The organism is Arthrobacter dokdonellae, from assembly GCF_003268655.1.
Lineage (GTDB): Bacteria > Actinomycetota > Actinomycetes > Actinomycetales > Micrococcaceae > Specibacter > Specibacter dokdonellae.
This window is the reverse complement of record NZ_CP029642.1, coordinates 4,161,068-4,176,457: the sequence shown is the minus strand read 5'-3', so window position 1 is coordinate 4,176,457 and position 15,390 is coordinate 4,161,068. Positions and strand designations below refer to the sequence as shown.

12 protein-coding genes are annotated in these 15,390 nt (G+C 59.1%); 8 read left to right on the top strand and 4 right to left on the bottom strand.

What is annotated here, in order from left to right:
• Positions 1-14 precede the first annotated feature (14 nt).
• Complete coding sequence (locus DMB86_RS18585) at positions 15-1,196, top strand: ArdC-like ssDNA-binding domain-containing protein (protein WP_113719084.1); 1,182 nt, start codon at positions 15-17, stop codon at positions 1,194-1,196.
• Between the two features lie 161 nt (positions 1,197-1,357).
• Here the strand turns inward: DMB86_RS18585 and DMB86_RS18580 are convergent, their stop codons facing one another.
• The 3 genes from DMB86_RS18580 to DMB86_RS18570 all read right to left on the bottom strand — a co-directional run bounded on the left by DMB86_RS18580 (position 1,358) and on the right by DMB86_RS18570 (position 3,882).
• Positions 1,358-1,708 carry a hypothetical protein gene (locus tag DMB86_RS18580; protein WP_113719083.1) on the bottom strand — a complete coding sequence of 117 codons (351 nt, stop codon included), beginning with the start codon at positions 1,706-1,708 and terminating at the stop codon, positions 1,358-1,360.
• Positions 1,709-1,711: 3 nt separating this feature from the next.
• Positions 1,712-1,918, bottom strand: a complete 207-nt coding sequence (locus DMB86_RS20670; protein ID WP_171814560.1) for a ribbon-helix-helix protein, CopG family — start codon at positions 1,916-1,918, stop codon at positions 1,712-1,714.
• A 716-nt stretch (positions 1,919-2,634) separates the two neighbouring features.
• On the bottom strand, positions 2,635-3,882 hold the full coding sequence (locus DMB86_RS18570; protein WP_113719081.1) for an AAA family ATPase: 1,248 nt from the start codon (positions 3,880-3,882) through the stop codon (positions 2,635-2,637).
• An 84-nt stretch (positions 3,883-3,966) separates the two neighbouring features.
• Here DMB86_RS18570 and DMB86_RS18565 point away from each other — a divergent pair, with 84 nt between their 5' ends.
• The 7 genes from DMB86_RS18565 (at position 3,967) to DMB86_RS18540 (ending at position 14,484) form a co-directional block, all read left to right on the top strand.
• Positions 3,967-5,289 (top strand): ISL3 family transposase, encoded by a 1,323-nt coding sequence (locus tag DMB86_RS18565; protein ID WP_335645018.1) that lies wholly within the window; start codon positions 3,967-3,969, stop codon positions 5,287-5,289.
• A 597-nt stretch (positions 5,290-5,886) separates the two neighbouring features.
• Positions 5,887-7,152: an IS256 family transposase gene (locus tag DMB86_RS18560; RefSeq protein WP_113719080.1), complete on the top strand. Its 1,266-nt coding sequence runs from the start codon at positions 5,887-5,889 to the stop codon at positions 7,150-7,152.
• A gap of 14 nt (positions 7,153-7,166) precedes the next feature.
• Positions 7,167-7,379 carry a hypothetical protein gene (locus tag DMB86_RS18555; protein ID WP_113719079.1) on the top strand — a complete coding sequence of 71 codons (213 nt, stop codon included), beginning with the start codon at positions 7,167-7,169 and terminating at the stop codon, positions 7,377-7,379.
• 516 nt (positions 7,380-7,895) lie between these two features.
• Positions 7,896-10,751 carry a restriction endonuclease gene (locus tag DMB86_RS21230; protein ID WP_227878498.1) on the top strand — a complete coding sequence of 952 codons (2,856 nt, stop codon included), beginning with the start codon at positions 7,896-7,898 and terminating at the stop codon, positions 10,749-10,751.
• Between the two features lie 27 nt (positions 10,752-10,778).
• Positions 10,779-12,746, top strand: coding sequence for a type ISP restriction/modification enzyme (locus tag DMB86_RS21225; protein ID WP_227878497.1), 1,968 nt, complete (start codon positions 10,779-10,781; stop codon positions 12,744-12,746).
• Between the two features lie 245 nt (positions 12,747-12,991).
• Complete coding sequence (locus tag DMB86_RS18545) at positions 12,992-14,143, top strand: TRAFAC clade GTPase domain-containing protein (protein ID WP_113719078.1); 1,152 nt, start codon at positions 12,992-12,994, stop codon at positions 14,141-14,143.
• Positions 14,140-14,484 (top strand): hypothetical protein, encoded by a 345-nt coding sequence (locus DMB86_RS18540; RefSeq protein ID WP_113719077.1) that lies wholly within the window; start codon positions 14,140-14,142, stop codon positions 14,482-14,484. Before DMB86_RS18545 ends, DMB86_RS18540 begins: the two co-directional genes overlap by 4 nt.
• 46 nt (positions 14,485-14,530) lie before the next feature.
• On the opposite strand, the gene DMB86_RS18535 is transcribed toward DMB86_RS18540, so the two are convergent.
• The gene (locus tag DMB86_RS18535) at positions 14,531-15,355 is read right to left on the bottom strand and encodes a GIY-YIG nuclease family protein (RefSeq protein ID WP_129545594.1); all 825 of its coding nucleotides are present in this window, start codon (positions 15,353-15,355) and stop codon (positions 14,531-14,533) included.
• Between the last annotated feature and the right edge of the window lie 35 nt (positions 15,356-15,390).

Below are 15,390 nucleotides of genomic sequence, written 5' to 3'. Positions count from 1 at the left end.
GGAGGAACGAAGTCATGGAACCCAACCAAGAGCCTCAACCGCGCCGACTCATCGCCGTTGATACCGCGGCGGCAGCGCCTCCGGCGTCGCACCCAGGACCCGAGCAACGCGTCGCCGAACTCACCGAAGGGCTCTACGCCCTCCTCGCCGAAGCCGTCGACGATCCGCGACAGTGGCACCGCCTTCTCGACGCCTCAGCAACCCTGTGGCGCTACTCCGGAGGCAACGTGGCACTGCTGATGATGCAAATGGCCCAGCGCGGCACAGTACAGCCAACGCTTGTTGCCGGCTACAAGGAATGGGAACGCCACGGCCGCTACGTCCTCAAGGGCGAACACGCCCTGTTTGTCATCGCGCCAAGGACGGCTCGGATAACGGAGTCGGAAGTGGGTGCCAGCGACGTTCGAGACAAACCGCTGACGGAGCCAGGCGACGGCAAGAACAGGTCGCGAATCGTCGGCTGGCGGGGCCAAGCGGTCTTCGATGTCTCCCAAACCGAAGGGGAACCACTGCTCGTTCCCACATCCCGACCTAACGAGCTGCCTCCGGATCCCCAAGCCCGAGAACAACTCTGGGAATCCCTGACTGCGGTGGCTCGGCAGGCACGCTACAACCTAGTCGTTTCCGACTCACAATCAGGGTTCGCGGATGGCTTCACCGACCATGCACGCCGGCTGATCAGTGTCGGGTCCTGGCTGGATTTGGACGACCGGGTCGCCACCTTGGCCCACGAGCTTGCCCACGCTTCCCTGCACGTCCCAGGTGACGGCATCGGTGCACTCTACGGCAGGAGCGCCGAACACCGTGGCCTCGCGGAAATCGAGGCAGAGTCCGTTGCCTACGTGGTCCTGCGGGCCCACGGCATCGACCGCGGCCCCCAGTCGGCAGCCTACCTCGCCAGCTGGGCCGATGCCGTGCTGGAAGCTGAAGCTGACTCGATTCTGCGCTGTTCCAAGGAACGCAAACCCATGTCCCGGATCGACATCGCCAAGTCCACGCTCGGCAGAGTGACGTCTGTCGCCAAGACGATCCTGGAAACCACAAGCCCGCCTGGGTTCGGTGGGAGATTGGGGCTGGTCAGCCCGACGCTGTGTCAAGGTCTAGCTAAGAATGCGCGGCAAGTTCCAAATAACCTCGAGGTTACCACCATGAACCCAAACCATCGGACCACGTTCGTCGAAGGATGGATAACTTGAAAACACAACCCGTCGACTTTCTACTACAGGGTTCGTACGTTCGGGTCTCAGTCAGACTTACTGCAAGACTGACAAGTGGCCGCCGCAAAAGCATGGGCACGTGTCAGTCCTGTGCTTTGTGAATTTGCCCCAACTCTCAGGCGGTCCGGATTGGGCGGCCTCTACTTTCCGGTGTGGTCTCCACCGCTCTTGTTTCCATGGGTGGCGTAGTAGAAACCTGTGACCGCGCCCAGAAGGGTTACGGTTGGCGTGAACAGCAGCTCAACAAGGGTTCGAATGTCGTCCGTCTTGATTCCCAAGAAGTTCTGAGTGCCCAACAAAACAAAGGCTCCAACTACGTCGAATGTCAGGATGACCAGAAGCCAGTACGCAATCTTCTTCCTCACATTATCGCGTTGGGGATCCGGATTGTACCTTTCAAGGCTTGGCTCCGATCGAGCCGAAGTCGGTTCAGGATCCGATGTCAGATCCAACTTCCCGTCTGACGCCAGGTCGGCAGTCTGGTCTTCCACGCGCTATCGGATGACTAAGCGTTGGACGTTGTCGTTCCTGTCTTTAACCAAAATTGCGTTGCCTTCGGCTTGCTGGTCTTCGACGAACTTTTGTAGGCTGATCGACCTCCGGAGTGCTTCAGTCATGCTGACGCCGTCCCGAGCTGCCATGTCACGAAGGGCTTGTACGGCATCCTCCGGTAGATTGACTGAGACCTTGATATTGGCCATTCTCTGTTCTCCATTTCTGACCCAACCACCGGTGCCTCGAGATCCCATGTGGGTATTTTGAGGACAACTGGAGGTTTTTGTATGGCAAGTATATGGCTCTTTGGGTCTATACCACAAGACCTCGCACGTTCCGATGGACCGGCTTCGGGGCTTCGGACAGGAGGGGCGTGCTTCAGGCTTGCGCATTCGCGCGTGAAGGCAACGCGCCGCCGTCACCCATGCCATGCGTGCCGCTGGGTCCCGCATGATCAGGTCTTCCCCCGGTCGTTCCCGTTCAAGAGTCCACATCTCAGCTGCTATCAGCCAATCCGGTCATCGCCAGATCGATGAAAATGGGCAATGTTCTGATATCTGAACTCAAAACTGGTTCCATTTCACGGGAGAAATACAAATGAAGCAATGAATCCGTCTACCCGAACGCGTACGACCAATCTGGGACATCCCCTGGACGCCTGTCATGGTGCGTCCCGGCGAAGGCTTTGCCAGGTGTTGCGGTCCTTTGACCTCAGTTTCCCCGATCCGACCATTATTTGCGAGTTGATTAATGGGATCCTCACACATTTGATGACAGTGTAGAATCTTGGATTTGCGCGGATCCGACTTCTAAAGTGGGAGCCAGGGCGGAGAATATAACATCAATATTATCGCCATGATAGGAAGCCTGATTCGAGAATTATGTCGCGGAAATTCACGCTTCCAAAAATTCTATGAAAAGACTACTCCGCCACCACTTCGACAGGAATGCCGCTAACTAGACCTTTCATCACAACGTAAGGTTGCATTAGTGGATTGGTAAACCGGTAGGCGTGCCGGCGGGCGGGTCCTGTTTCGCATAGGATGTGGCCGCGTGTGGCCGAACTAAGTTGATTTAGATATTTTGTCAAGGAGGGTCCCGGGTTTAGCGAAAGGGCGTCCAATTGGGCCCGTATGTCCGGGGGAGTAACCCAACCCTGTTCATCACTTTCCGCCAAAGCGCAGCCCAACAATACATCGCGGTAGGCGCCACTGCGTGAACTTATGGCTGCAGCATGCGCCGAAACGAGGCTATGTTGAGATTGTTGAACAGAGCTTTCCACTCCCTTTTCTACATCGGCAACTGTAATCTCGGAGCGACCTGCTTTTGCTGCTCTGACGGCGGAATGCTGCGCTACAAGATGGGTAAAGTGGGGCAGTCCCCGGCTGAGGACTGCTATGCGCCTCAATGCGAGGGGCTCAATGGTCATCGACAGTGACGTGAGGCCTTTGTTGACAATTTCTTCCAGCTCTCCAGTCGACATCCGAGGCATTCGAATCTGGTGCAGATTCCGTTCTGTGCTGCGGTGAGCCTCGATCAATTGTTCTACATTTTCAGCGACCCCGATGAAAACAATCGTAACGTTGACAGATTCATCCGACAGTAGTTTCACAAGTTCCGCGAAAGGCCGCCGTGCCCGAACTTTCGCGCGGTCAAATTCGTCGATAAAAATGACAACCGGATCGGTTCCGCTGGCCAGTTTCTCGAGGACGCCGGCGACGCGTTTATGAGATACTTCGCCCTCAGGAAGAAAATCGGACATGAGCGTATCGGCCGGTGACGAGTCGCGCTTACGAGTTTGGAATCCAGTTTTTTGAATTGGGTTAGCGATATGGACTTGCGCTAAGGCTGTCCGCCAGATTGATGAAAAATCGTCCGTAGTCCCGCAACTTGTGTATATGCTAACCATATTTGATTGTCTCAACAGCTGATCAATTTTCTTGTCTAAACTTGTTTTTCCTACTCCTGCTTCGCCGTAGATTACGGCGTGTTGCCCCTGATTTTGGATCGCATACAGAAGTCGCTCGATTTCACTGATCCGGCCAGCGAAGAGCTCATTCTGTTTAACGGGAGTGGATGGAGTGAAGATGCTTCGAATATGTCCAGTTTTTCGGCCCTTCGCATTTGAGCGTGGGTAGGGTGGCCTAAGTTGTTGTGGTTTTGATCGCAAACGGTGTGGCGTTGCGAGGGAAAGACGTCAGGGTCTCTTTGAATTGGTAGCGACCAAGCAACCAACTTCAAACGAAACCCTGACGTGTCTGATTCTACTTCTTGCGGCGGTGGTTCGTGGTGCGCGCGCGCCGACGCCATCCTCGGTGTCCCCGGCATCCACATCACCGCCGTCAACGAGACCGCCACCGGTCTAAGCCTCCATGTTGAAACCGACCAAACCGTTGCAGGCTGCCCCAAGTGTGGGGTGGTCGCGATCGGCCACGGGCGCCGGAAGGTGTGGCTGCATGACACCCCGATTTCCGGCCGGCCTGTCCGGCTGCTGTGGGCGAAGAGGCTTTGGCGGTGTGCGGATGCTCATTGTCCTGCGACCGTGTTCACGGAAGAGCACCCGTTGGCCGGGGTGAGGGCGAAACTCACCGCCAGGGCCGTCATCTGGGCGACCAACGCCCTGGAGCGTTACGACACCTCCGTCTCCGCCCTGGCCCACCAGCTGGGCGTTTCCTGGCGCACCGCATGGGCCGGCATCAAGGTCGAGGCGACCCGGCGGATCGGCAGGCCGGACCGGCTGTCGGGGGTGGATGCGCTCGGCGTGGATGAGCATGTCTGGACCCATACCGGATTCCCCGGTTCCGGCATGGTCACCGGCATCATCGACCAGAGCCGGGACAGGGACGGGAAGGTCCACGCGCGCCTGCTGGACCTGGTGCCGGGGCGCTCCGGGAAGGTTTACGCCGACTGGCTCAAGGAACAAGGGACGGAGTTCACCAACGGCATCAAGGTCGCCACCTTGGACCCTTTTCGCGGCTACGCCAACGCTGTCAGGGACGAACTGCCCGAAGCGATCCAGGTCGTGGACGCGTTCCACATCGTGAAGCTGGGAACGGCCATGGTTGACGACGTCCGCCGGCGCGTGCAGCGGGAGACCCTGGGACGCCGCGGCAGGAAGGCTGACCCGCTTTTCGGGATCAAAAGGACACTGCAGCAGGGCGTGGAATCCATGACCGAGAAACAGGTTGCCCGGTTTGAGAGGAAGCTCAACGAAGGAGATCCCAAGGGCGAGGTAACAGTCGCGTGGCAGTGCTACCAAAAGCTGCGCACCGTCTACCACGCCACACCTGCCAAGGGCCGGGAATTGATCACCGAGATCCTTCAAGCCTTCCCGTCCTGCCCGATCCCGGAGGTCGCCAAGCTCGGTCGCAGCCTGAGGATGTGGAAGGCCGCGATCCTGGCCTATTTCGACACCGGCGGGGCCTCCAACGGGCCCACCGAGGCGGTCAACGGCGTCATCGAAACCACCCGGCGGATCGCACGGGGATTCCGCAATTTCGACAACTACAGAATCAGGAACCTCCTCTCAGCCGGCGGCCACCGCCCGTACCGGAAAAAACCCGTCAACCACGCTTAAAGACGAAGGGCCAGTTTTTCGCAGACGCTTCTCTTCGCTCTTGTCCAATTTTGTCTCCTGATTCGTTTTTCTAGCCGCGCGATGCGGATTTACAACAGCCAATGCGTCCAGGGCTCCCCGAGCGAGAGTGCATCGCGAAATGCAGGCGGCCGGCCAGGGCATGCATGGTGGCCTAGCTGGCGCTTCTCTGCCGATCCACTGATCTTATATCGAATGCCCTGATGCTCACTGACACCGAAGCAGGGGTTGCAATTTGATACGTCCGTGGTTCCATCAACCTTATGCTGTCGACGGGTCGTTGGCGTTGTAAGAGCGCTGTCAACGGACTTGACCGTCGGGCAAATCAGGTTTTGTGTTTGCTCCACTAGGTTCCGACGGAACGGTGCACTTCGGCCTGGCAAGTGCGTCGGACGAAGCTCGATGGACCGAGACTGTCAACATACATCGGTATATCTTGCACGAGACCTGCCGACGTGGATGTGGTCGTCGGCTGCGTCCCTTAGTGTGGTGTCAATTCCTGCGGGGCTCTCGTACGTGAGAGGGCCACCGTGGGTGCCGATTTTGTTTCCGCCAAGAAACCTAGAAAGCGATCCCACGATGACCCATAATCATTCTGCCCTGACTTCCCTGATCTCGGAACTGCTCGCGGAGCCGGACCTCGCCCATGAGGACGTGTTCCGGCGGATGCTGCAGGCGGGCATGCAGGACCTGGTCGATGCGGAGGCGACCGCGAAGATCGGTGCCGGACGTTACGAGCGCACCCCGGAGCGGGCCACCCGGCGCAACGGCACGCGGGCCAAGCGGCTCGCCACCCCGGCCGGGGAGCTCGAGGTGGCGATCCCCAAGCTGCGGGAGGGCTCGTTCTTCCCCTCCCTGCTCTCCCCGCGCCGCCGGGTCGACAAGGCCTTGTACGCCGTGGTCTGCCAGGCCTGGATCGACGGGGTCTCCACCCGCAAGGTCGACCAGCTGGTGCGTGCACTGGGCAACGACACCGGCATCTCCCGGTCCACGGTCTCGCGGATCTGCTCGGAGATTGACGAGGCCGTGCATGAGTTCCTGGGCCGGCGCCTGGACCACACCTGGTTCCCGTACCTGTTCCTGGATGCGACGTACCTGGACGTGCGCGTGCGCGGCCGGGTCGTCTCCCAAGCCCTCGTGGTCGCCACCGGCGTCAGTGGAGAGGGGCGGCGGGAGATCCTCGGGATGGCCCTCGGAGATGCGGAGACGACCGACTTCTGGACCGAGTTCCTTCGATCCCTGCGTGAACGCGGTCTCAAGACCGCCACGGACGCCGACCCGCTGGGCGTGGCCGTGGTGACTTCCGACGCGCACGCCGGGATCAAGGCCGCCGTCAAAGCAATCCTGCCCGGCGCCGGATGGCAGCGCTGCCGCGTCCACTTCGCCCGCAACGTGACCCAGAAGCTCGGCTCCGCGCACTCCAAGCCGGTCAACGCGCTGATCTCCACGATCTTCGCCCAGACCAGCCAGGAAGCCGTCACCGCCCAGTACGGCCAGGTCACCGCGTCCTTGCGCGCGTCCTTCCCCGAGGTCGCCCAGATGCTCGAGAACGCCGAACCGGACCTGACCGCGTTCGCGGCCCTGCCCCGGGAACACTGGCAAAAGGTCTGGTCAAATAATCCCATCGAGCGACTCAACCGGGAGATCAAGCGCCGCGCCGACGTCGTGCAAATCTTCCCCGACCGGGACTCGGCCACCCGCCTGATCGGCGCGGTCCTGCAGGAACAACACGAGGAATGGCAGTACGGCGAACGCCGCTACCTTTCCGAGACCTCCATGCGTAAACTCATCCACATTCTTCACGACACCGAGCCGGCCCACCCCGGCCTGCTCCTGACCGCCTAAGGGACACCGAGACGATGAACACGACACCGAACTGGCACCCCTTTGGCCGCCCCCGCGCCGAAGACCTCGCCCTACTCGCCGCCGGCGAAGAAACCGGCTGGTGGGACGAAACCGGCCGCCCCGCGCCCTTCCCCGAGGACTTCCTCGACCCCAACGCCGGATGGACCACCGACCAGGACACCGGAATCAACCCCGCCACCAACGACCCCGAAAACCCATCCTTCTAACCACCAAAAGGAAACAAAAAATTACACCACGTAATGGGACTTGACCGTCGTCGTCAGGAATTTATGGTTGGGGCGAGGCCGGTCGTTGCCAAGGTTCTGCGTCAAGAGGGGCCGAACCAGAACCGGCGTCGATATATGACAGCGGACTGGGGTGCTTGATGGTGACGCAGACTGCGACTTCACTGGGATCCTCGACCAAATCTAGTGGCGGGATGCAGCAGTGATTTGGGCGCGCGGCGCTGTTCTGTTGGAATTCTGCATGTTTTGTGGGTACAGGGTCGATGGCGGTGGGCCGGGGAGAGGCGTTTAAGCGTTTTCGGGTGGTCGTGCCAGTGCCTGTGGCACTTGTGGGATGGGCTGTGGCCGCTGCTTTATTGGCTGCTTCCTCCTTTCTGTGGTTCTGGTGGGTGCGGTAGCTGGGGCGTTTTCATACGAGCGAACCTTAAAGACGAATTAGCTACTGACTCTGCTTAGATCATGGCCAAAGAACGGTCCAGGATGCGGCAAGATGATTGCATGGGATCTGCAACATTCGAAGACGTGCTTGACCGGCTGTACTTTACTGCCATTGACTCGAAGGACAAGGGCAGCAAGTTTGAACGGCTGATTAAACGCTATTTGGAGCTGGAGCCGAAGTATGCTGACCAGTTCTCGGATGTATGGATGTGGCAGGAATACCCTGGCCGGGACGGCAAAGTGGACACCGGGATCGACCTCGTCGCCAAGGACCGGTACACGGGCGAGCTGACGGCCATCCAGTGCAAGTTCTACGACCCGATGTCAACGCTGCAGAAGGCGCAGATCGATTCGTTCTTCACCGCGGCCGGTAAGACAGACTTTTCCTACGGCATGGTTGTCTCCACCACGGACAAATGGTCCAAGCATGCCGAGGAAGCGCTTGAGGGCCAGTCCAAGGAAATGACGAGGCTCCGCCTGAAGGACTTGGCGGAGTCGACGATTGACTGGTCCGAGTTCGACGTCGATGTTCCCGAGCAGATGCGCCAGCTGGACCGCAAGGAACCCCGCAAGTACCAGCGCCAGGCCATTGACGATGTCAAAGCCGGTTTCCAAACGGGGGACCGCGGCAAGCTGATCATGGCCTGCGGAACCGGCAAGACGTACACGTCCCTCAATATCGTGGAGGAACAGGTCCCCATTGGCGGAACCGTGCTCTTCCTCGTCCCCTCAATTGCGTTGCTCCAGCAGACACTGAACGAATGGACCGCCCAGGCCACGGTCCCGATCAGGGCATTGGCGGTCTGCTCCGACACCAAGGTCGGCCGCAAGGAGAACGAAGACGTCAGCGTCCATGACCTGGCATTTCCCGCCACCACGGACCCGGTGAAGTTGCTGAACCGTGCCCGCATCAGCACCGGGCAGGAGGCTGTGACCGTCGTATTCTCCACATACCAGTCCATCGATGTCATTGCCCAGGCCCAGCAGCAGGGCCTCGCCGATTTTGACATGATCCTCTGCGACGAAGCTCATCGAACCACGGGGATCACGGAAGCAGACCATGACGATTCAACCTTTGTCCGCGTCCACGATGAGACGTACCTGAAGGCGGCAAAGCGCCTGTACATGACAGCTACGCCCCGCATCTACGTCCAGGAGTCCAAGGCGAAGGCGGCCCAGGACAACGTGGCGGTCTATTCCATGGACGACGAGGCAGTGTTCGGCCCCGAGTTCCACCACTTGGGCTTCGGCAGGGCCGTCGAGATGGGCCACCTGGCTGACTACAAAGTCCTTGTCCTGGCAGTGGATGAAGAAGCCGTGTCACGCTCTTTCCAAGGCATGTTTGAGGAGAACGGTGATCTCAAGCTCGACGACGTTGCGCGCATCGTGGGCTGCTGGAATGGGCTCTCCAAACGCGGCGTCAACGGCCAGCGCCTGGACATTGCCGACGTCAGCCCGATGCGCCGGGCCGTGGCCTTCGCCCGCAACATCAAGGAATCGAAAAAGCTTGCCGAGGAATTCGAGCTCATCGGCAAGCAGCTCCTCGTCAATGCAGCCGAAGCGGAGGCAGAGGACGCATTGAAGCTTGAGGCCGGCCACGTGGATGGCACCTTCAACGTTCTGGAACGTTCCGCGAAACTTGACTGGCTCAAGGAACAGGCAGACGGTAACGTCTGTCGCATTCTCTCCAACGTCAAATGCCTTTCCGAAGGCGTGGACGTGCCGTCCCTGGACGCAGTGCTGTTCTTGAACCCGCGGAATTCGCAGGTCGACGTGGTCCAGTCCGTGGGCCGTGTGATGCGCAAGGCTGAGGGCAAAGAATACGGGTACATCATCCAGCCCATCGCCGTGCCCGCCTCGCAGGACCCCGAGACGGCACTGAACGACAACAAGAAGTACAAAGTGGTCTGGGACGTCCTGCAGGCCCTGCGCGCCCACGATGACCGCTTCGAGGCCATGATCAACAAGCTGGACTTGAACCGGAACGCCAACGATGTCATTGACGTCATCGCGGTCTCCGACCCGTTTAACGAGGACGACGGCGGTGCCCCGGCCGGGGAGAAGAACGGCGCCGACTCTGTGGGCACCCAGGAGACGTTGTTTGCGCTGGCCCGGGCTGATGAATGGCGCAATGCGATCTTCGCTCGCATGGTTCGCAAGGTCGGCGACCGACGGTACTGGGAATCGTGGGCCACGGATGTCAAGGAAATCGCGGACCGGCACGTGATCCGCATCCGCACCATCCTGGACGGCCCGGATCCCCGCGCCAGGGAAGAGTTCGCCGTGTTCTTGGAAGGGCTGCGGGGAAACCTCAACGACGGCATCAGCGAATCCGACGCCATTGACATGCTCTCCCAGCACTTGATCACCAAGCCCGTGTTCGAGGCGTTGTTCGTCGGGTACTCCTTTGCCGCCCACAATCCGGTCTCCCAGGTCATGGACTCCATGATCGCCGTGCTCGAGCAGTACAACCTCGACTCAGAGGTGCAGAACCTGGAGGACTTCTACCGCTCTGTGCGGGTCCGTGCCGAAGGCGTGACGAATGCCGAGGGCAAGCAGAAGATCGTCACGGAATTGTACGAACGATTCTTCAAGCTCGCGTTCCCCCGCACGGCCGAGTCACTCGGCATCGTCTACACCCCGGTGGAAGTGGTCGACTTCATCATCCGCGCCGTGGACGACGTTCTGGCCAAGGACTTCCACTCATCCCTTTCCGCACCCGGAGTTCACGTCCTTGACCCGTTCGCCGGCACTGGGACGTTCACCGTCCGGCTGCTGCAGTCTGGCCGGATCAAACCCGAGGACCTGTTGCGGAAGTACACCCAGGAACTCCATGCCAACGAGATCCTCCTCATGGCCTATTACATCGCTGCGATCAACATTGAGGCGACGCTCCACGGCATGCTCGAGGACTAAGCCGCCTCAGCCGTCGAGCCGAACCCGGTGGTTGAGCCTGTCGAAACCGGCTACATCCCATTCGACGGAATGGTGCTTACGGACACCTTCCAAATGTCGGAAGACGGCGACACCCTCGACGAGCGCGTCTTCACCTCCAACAATGACCGGCTGGTCGCCCAAAACAAGCTCGACATCCGCGTCATCATCGGCAACCCGCCCTACTCGGTGGGCCAGTCCAGCGGCAACGACAACAACGCCAACCTGAAATATCCCACGCTGGATGAGTCCATCCGCTCCACTTACGCAGAACGGTCGACGGCGACCAACAAAAACTCGCTGTACGACTCCTACATCCGGGCCATCCGCTGGGCGTCAAACCGGATCATTGCCTCGTCCGACGGCGGCGTGGTCGCCTACGTCTCCAACGGTGGCTACATCGACGGCAACACCGCCGACGGCCTGCGCAAGACCCTCGTGGGCGAGTTCCACGACATTTACGTCTACAACCTCCGTGGCAACCAGCGCACGGCAGGAGAGCAAAGCCGCAAGGAGGGCGGCAAGATTTTCGATTCGGGCAGCCGCAACACGGTGGCCGTCCTGATCCTTGTGAAGAAACCTGGGCCGACCCGCGGTGCCGCGCTGCACTACAAGGACATTGGCGACTATCTTGACCGCAACGAAAAACTCGCGCTCGTAGACGCCGCCAGCATTGGCACCCTCGACTGGACCACCATCACCCCCAACGCCGAAGGTGACTGGATCAACCAACGCAACGACGTGTTTGAATCCTTCACGCCGATCGGCGACAAGGGAAGCGGAACCGGCATTTTCGCCAACTATTGCCGAGGGTTGGCCACAGCCCGAGATGCGTGGATTTACAACTCCTCCGCCGTCAACCTCAGCCACAACGTGGAATCCATGGTCGCCTTCTACAACGGCGAAGTGGATCGCTACGCCGCCCACGGCCACGGTGCCGGTGTAGACGGGTTCATTAACACGGACGCCACCAGATTGAGCTGGAACCGTGCCGACAAGGTCCAACTCAAACGTGCCACGAAATACGCTGTCCAGGACGCCGGCTACCGCACCGCTGCGTACCGTCCCTTCAACAAACAGAAGGTTCACTTCAGCCGCCAACTCAACGACATGGTCTACCAACTGGAAACGATCTTCCCAACGGCCAAAAGCGAAAACTACGGCATCTACATAACGTCGCCTGCGTCCCATTATCCGACTTTTGAAGCGGTCATGGTCAACGCCCTACCTGACCTCCACATGCTGGACACTGGCCAGTTCTTCCCTCGTTACACTTACATGACCCCGACGTCCGGTGACGACTTGTTCTCTGCTGCGGGTGCGCCGGCGACCCCGGAGCGGGTGGACAACGTCACCGATGCGACACTGGCGAACTACCGCGCCGCTTACGGTGCCACGGTCAGCAAGGACGACGTCTTTTTCTACGTCTATGGTCTGCTCCACTCACCCGAGTACCGCAGCGAATTCGCGGCGGACTTAAAGAAGATGCTGCCGCGCATCCCTATGATGCCGGGTGCAGAGAAGTTCATGGCTTTCGCGCAGGCGGGCCTGGAGCTGTCCGCCCTGCACATTGGCTACGAACAGCAAGAACCATACGCGCTCACAGAGGTGGAAACCGCCGTCGTACCCGCGGCTGACGAGTATGCGAAGTACGCGGTGAAGAAGATGAAGTACGGCGGCAAGGCAGGAGCCTGGGACAAATCGAGAATTGTCTACAACGCGCACGTGACCCTGGAGGGTATCCCGGAGGACGCTCAGCGATACATGTTGGGCGCGCGCTCGGCGATTGATTGGATTGTGGAGCGCTATCAAGTCAAGACGGACAAGGCCTCCGGGATCGTCAACGACCCCAACGACTGGTCCCGCGAGCACGGCCAGCCGCGCTACATCATCGACCTGATCGGACGGATCGTCACGGTGAGCCTTGAGACGAACCGGATCGTGGATAGTTTGCCATCGTTAGACTTGAGGGAGTGATAGTCGGTGGCACGTGAAACTCTTCTCAGATCCATAATTGGGAATTATCTGCGCGGCTTCGCTTCTGATTAGTGCTGTCTTGGCTGCCGGCAAATTTTACGAGAGTCTTCATGAGGCCCAAGGCAGCACTCCGATGGGAGAGTCTCGAACATGGCCGAACTTGGGATCGTATTTGACGTACACGAGCAGAAGCCCCCTATGGTGGTTCGGCCTATGGGGAGCATTCCGTTGTGTAGGCTTCCCATATGCAGGTTAACAGGGCACTCGAGCAGCATATTGCAGTTTTTGGCGAGAGCGGCAGCGGCAAAACTGTCATGATCTCTTCGTTCTATGGGGCAACGCAGGAACCTCAGTATCTCCAGAAAAGTCTGTTCCATGTGGTGGCAGATGAGATTGGTCAAGGTAATAGGCTCCACCGAAACTATCTTGGAATGAGGGATTCAGCTCGTCTTCCTTCGCCCACCCGTTTTTCCGCGACTTCCTACTCTTTCTCCGTCAGGCTGAAGGATGGGGTAGAAGGGAAGGCGATTAAGGCTAGGCCCTTCGATGCCTTGCGCCTCGTTTGGCACGATTACCCGGGGGAGTGGTTCGAGGAGGACGTGAGTGGTCTAGGCGAGGCCACGCGAAAGATTGACACGTTTAAGTCATTGTTGGCTTCTGATGTCGCTCTTTTGCTCGTGGATGGTCAGCGGTTGCTGGACAACGCTGGTAAGGAGGAGCGGTATCTGAAGTCGCTGATGGCCAATTTTCGCAATGGATTCCTGTCACTCAAGGATGAACTATTGGATGACGGCAAGCCGCTTATTGAGTTCCCGCGAATATGGATCATGGCTCTTTCAAAGTCCGATCTGCTGCCTAACCTGGACGTATTCAATTTCAGGGACCTCCTCATTGAAAAGTCCGGTGATGACATTAACGAATTGCGCGAAGTGCTCGCCGGGCTGGTAGAAGCGAACGACGCTTTGTCCGTTGGTGAAGACTTTGTTCTCCTTTCGTCAGCGAAGTTCGGGACCGACAAGATCGAGGTGGCCAAGAGGGTTGGTCTGGAATTGATTCTGCCTATCACCGCCATGTTGCCATTCGAACGACACGTACGGTGGGCGCAGGCGAAGCAACTCCCTGGGAAGGTGGCACAAAATCTTCTAGGCGGTGCCGTGGCTCTTGCCGCAATACTTATTGGGCGTAAGGTCAAGCTGCCTGGCCCAATTGCTGCCATCATGGCTGCTGTAGGCCCCAATCTCTTAGACGAAGCAGTCAAGATGGCCGGGGACAAGCTTCGGGAGGTAAACTCCGCGGCCATATCCAAACACGACTACATGACGGCCACGTTGACCAGGTTCCGAATGGACTTGGACAAGGGAGAGGAGGAGCATGTCCTCCTCAGGAGTCGCAGATGACTTTCATCTGGGCCACGCGTGGCCTGATCTGGGGCTTCCGCTTTCTCCGTGATGGAGGGTGCGAGGAGCCGCTCCGGGCTTACGATGACTCCTTCTCGGAACTGTGGGATGAAAGTGAGGTCTGCCGCCGCTTAAGTGGAAAGGTCGCCCTACGATTCCCAGACCCATTGGGTCGGCGCGATAGAGCTGGACGAATCATTCCCCATGATTTCGTTGTCTTTGAACCTTTGGCTCATGAAGTCGAGTCGGTGGAGGATGGCATCCGGCTGGTCTGGCCCCTCGTCGCCGATGAGTTCGTGCGTGTCTGGCAGTTGTCGATGCCACCTTCACCCAGTGAATGACTGCGTAGACCACCAGTACCAAATAGTGCTATCCGCAACTGAGTGTTTAGACGAAGGCCAATACTCGGCTCGAGCACATTAGACGTTTATGTGGTCGGTGATCGACGACCGCGTCGATGCCATGGCGTTGCAGCCAGCGGTCAATGCCGGTTGCGCCCTTGTCAATGTTGAGAAATCCTGCGACTTCGCACCCGGAATCGGTGGTGGTCTCTCCTATGACCGAAACCTCTGCATTTTGGGCGCTGATGGTGATGAGGCGGCGCCAGTTCGGTCTCCGTCCGGACGTCGAGATGGCCGTCGCCGTCCAGAATCGGCCCTCCGTCTGGCTGGGCCACGGGATGGCTAAGCCGATGTAAGTTGCGGCCGCAGTGACCAGGCCTTCAGCGTCCGGTCGGGCCATGAGTTCATGGAACTTCTGGAGGCCCGTCATTCGCCGCGTCGCGCCAAGGTACCTCGGCGCGTCCGTGGGTTCCGGCGTTAAGGAATCCAGCCATTCGGCTTGGGCTTCCTCCTCCATGACAACGTCAAGGAGGCTGTCGCCGCCAGGGTGGCCGGCCAGATCGAGATTGCGCACGTTGTGGCCTTGGCGTTCAATGGCGGCAAGTGCCTCCCGCTCTCGGGCATTGAGCTCGTCCGGCATGAATGCGCGAAATGCGATGTGGGTAATGTCGTCCCATCGCCGGCGATGGGACGCAAATCGATTGACAACGTTCAGGCTTTGGCCGACATAGCGGTACCCGTCGGAGAAGGTCAGCACATAGATGCCCGTGCGGCTTTCTTCTGGCGCGAATCGATACGCAAGGGATTGCACACCTGACGTTGGCCAGTTTCGGAAACCTAAAGGAGGGATTGTCGCATTTTGGTGTTCCATGATCCTCCGCCGGGCCGACTCGACTGGTCTGCTCA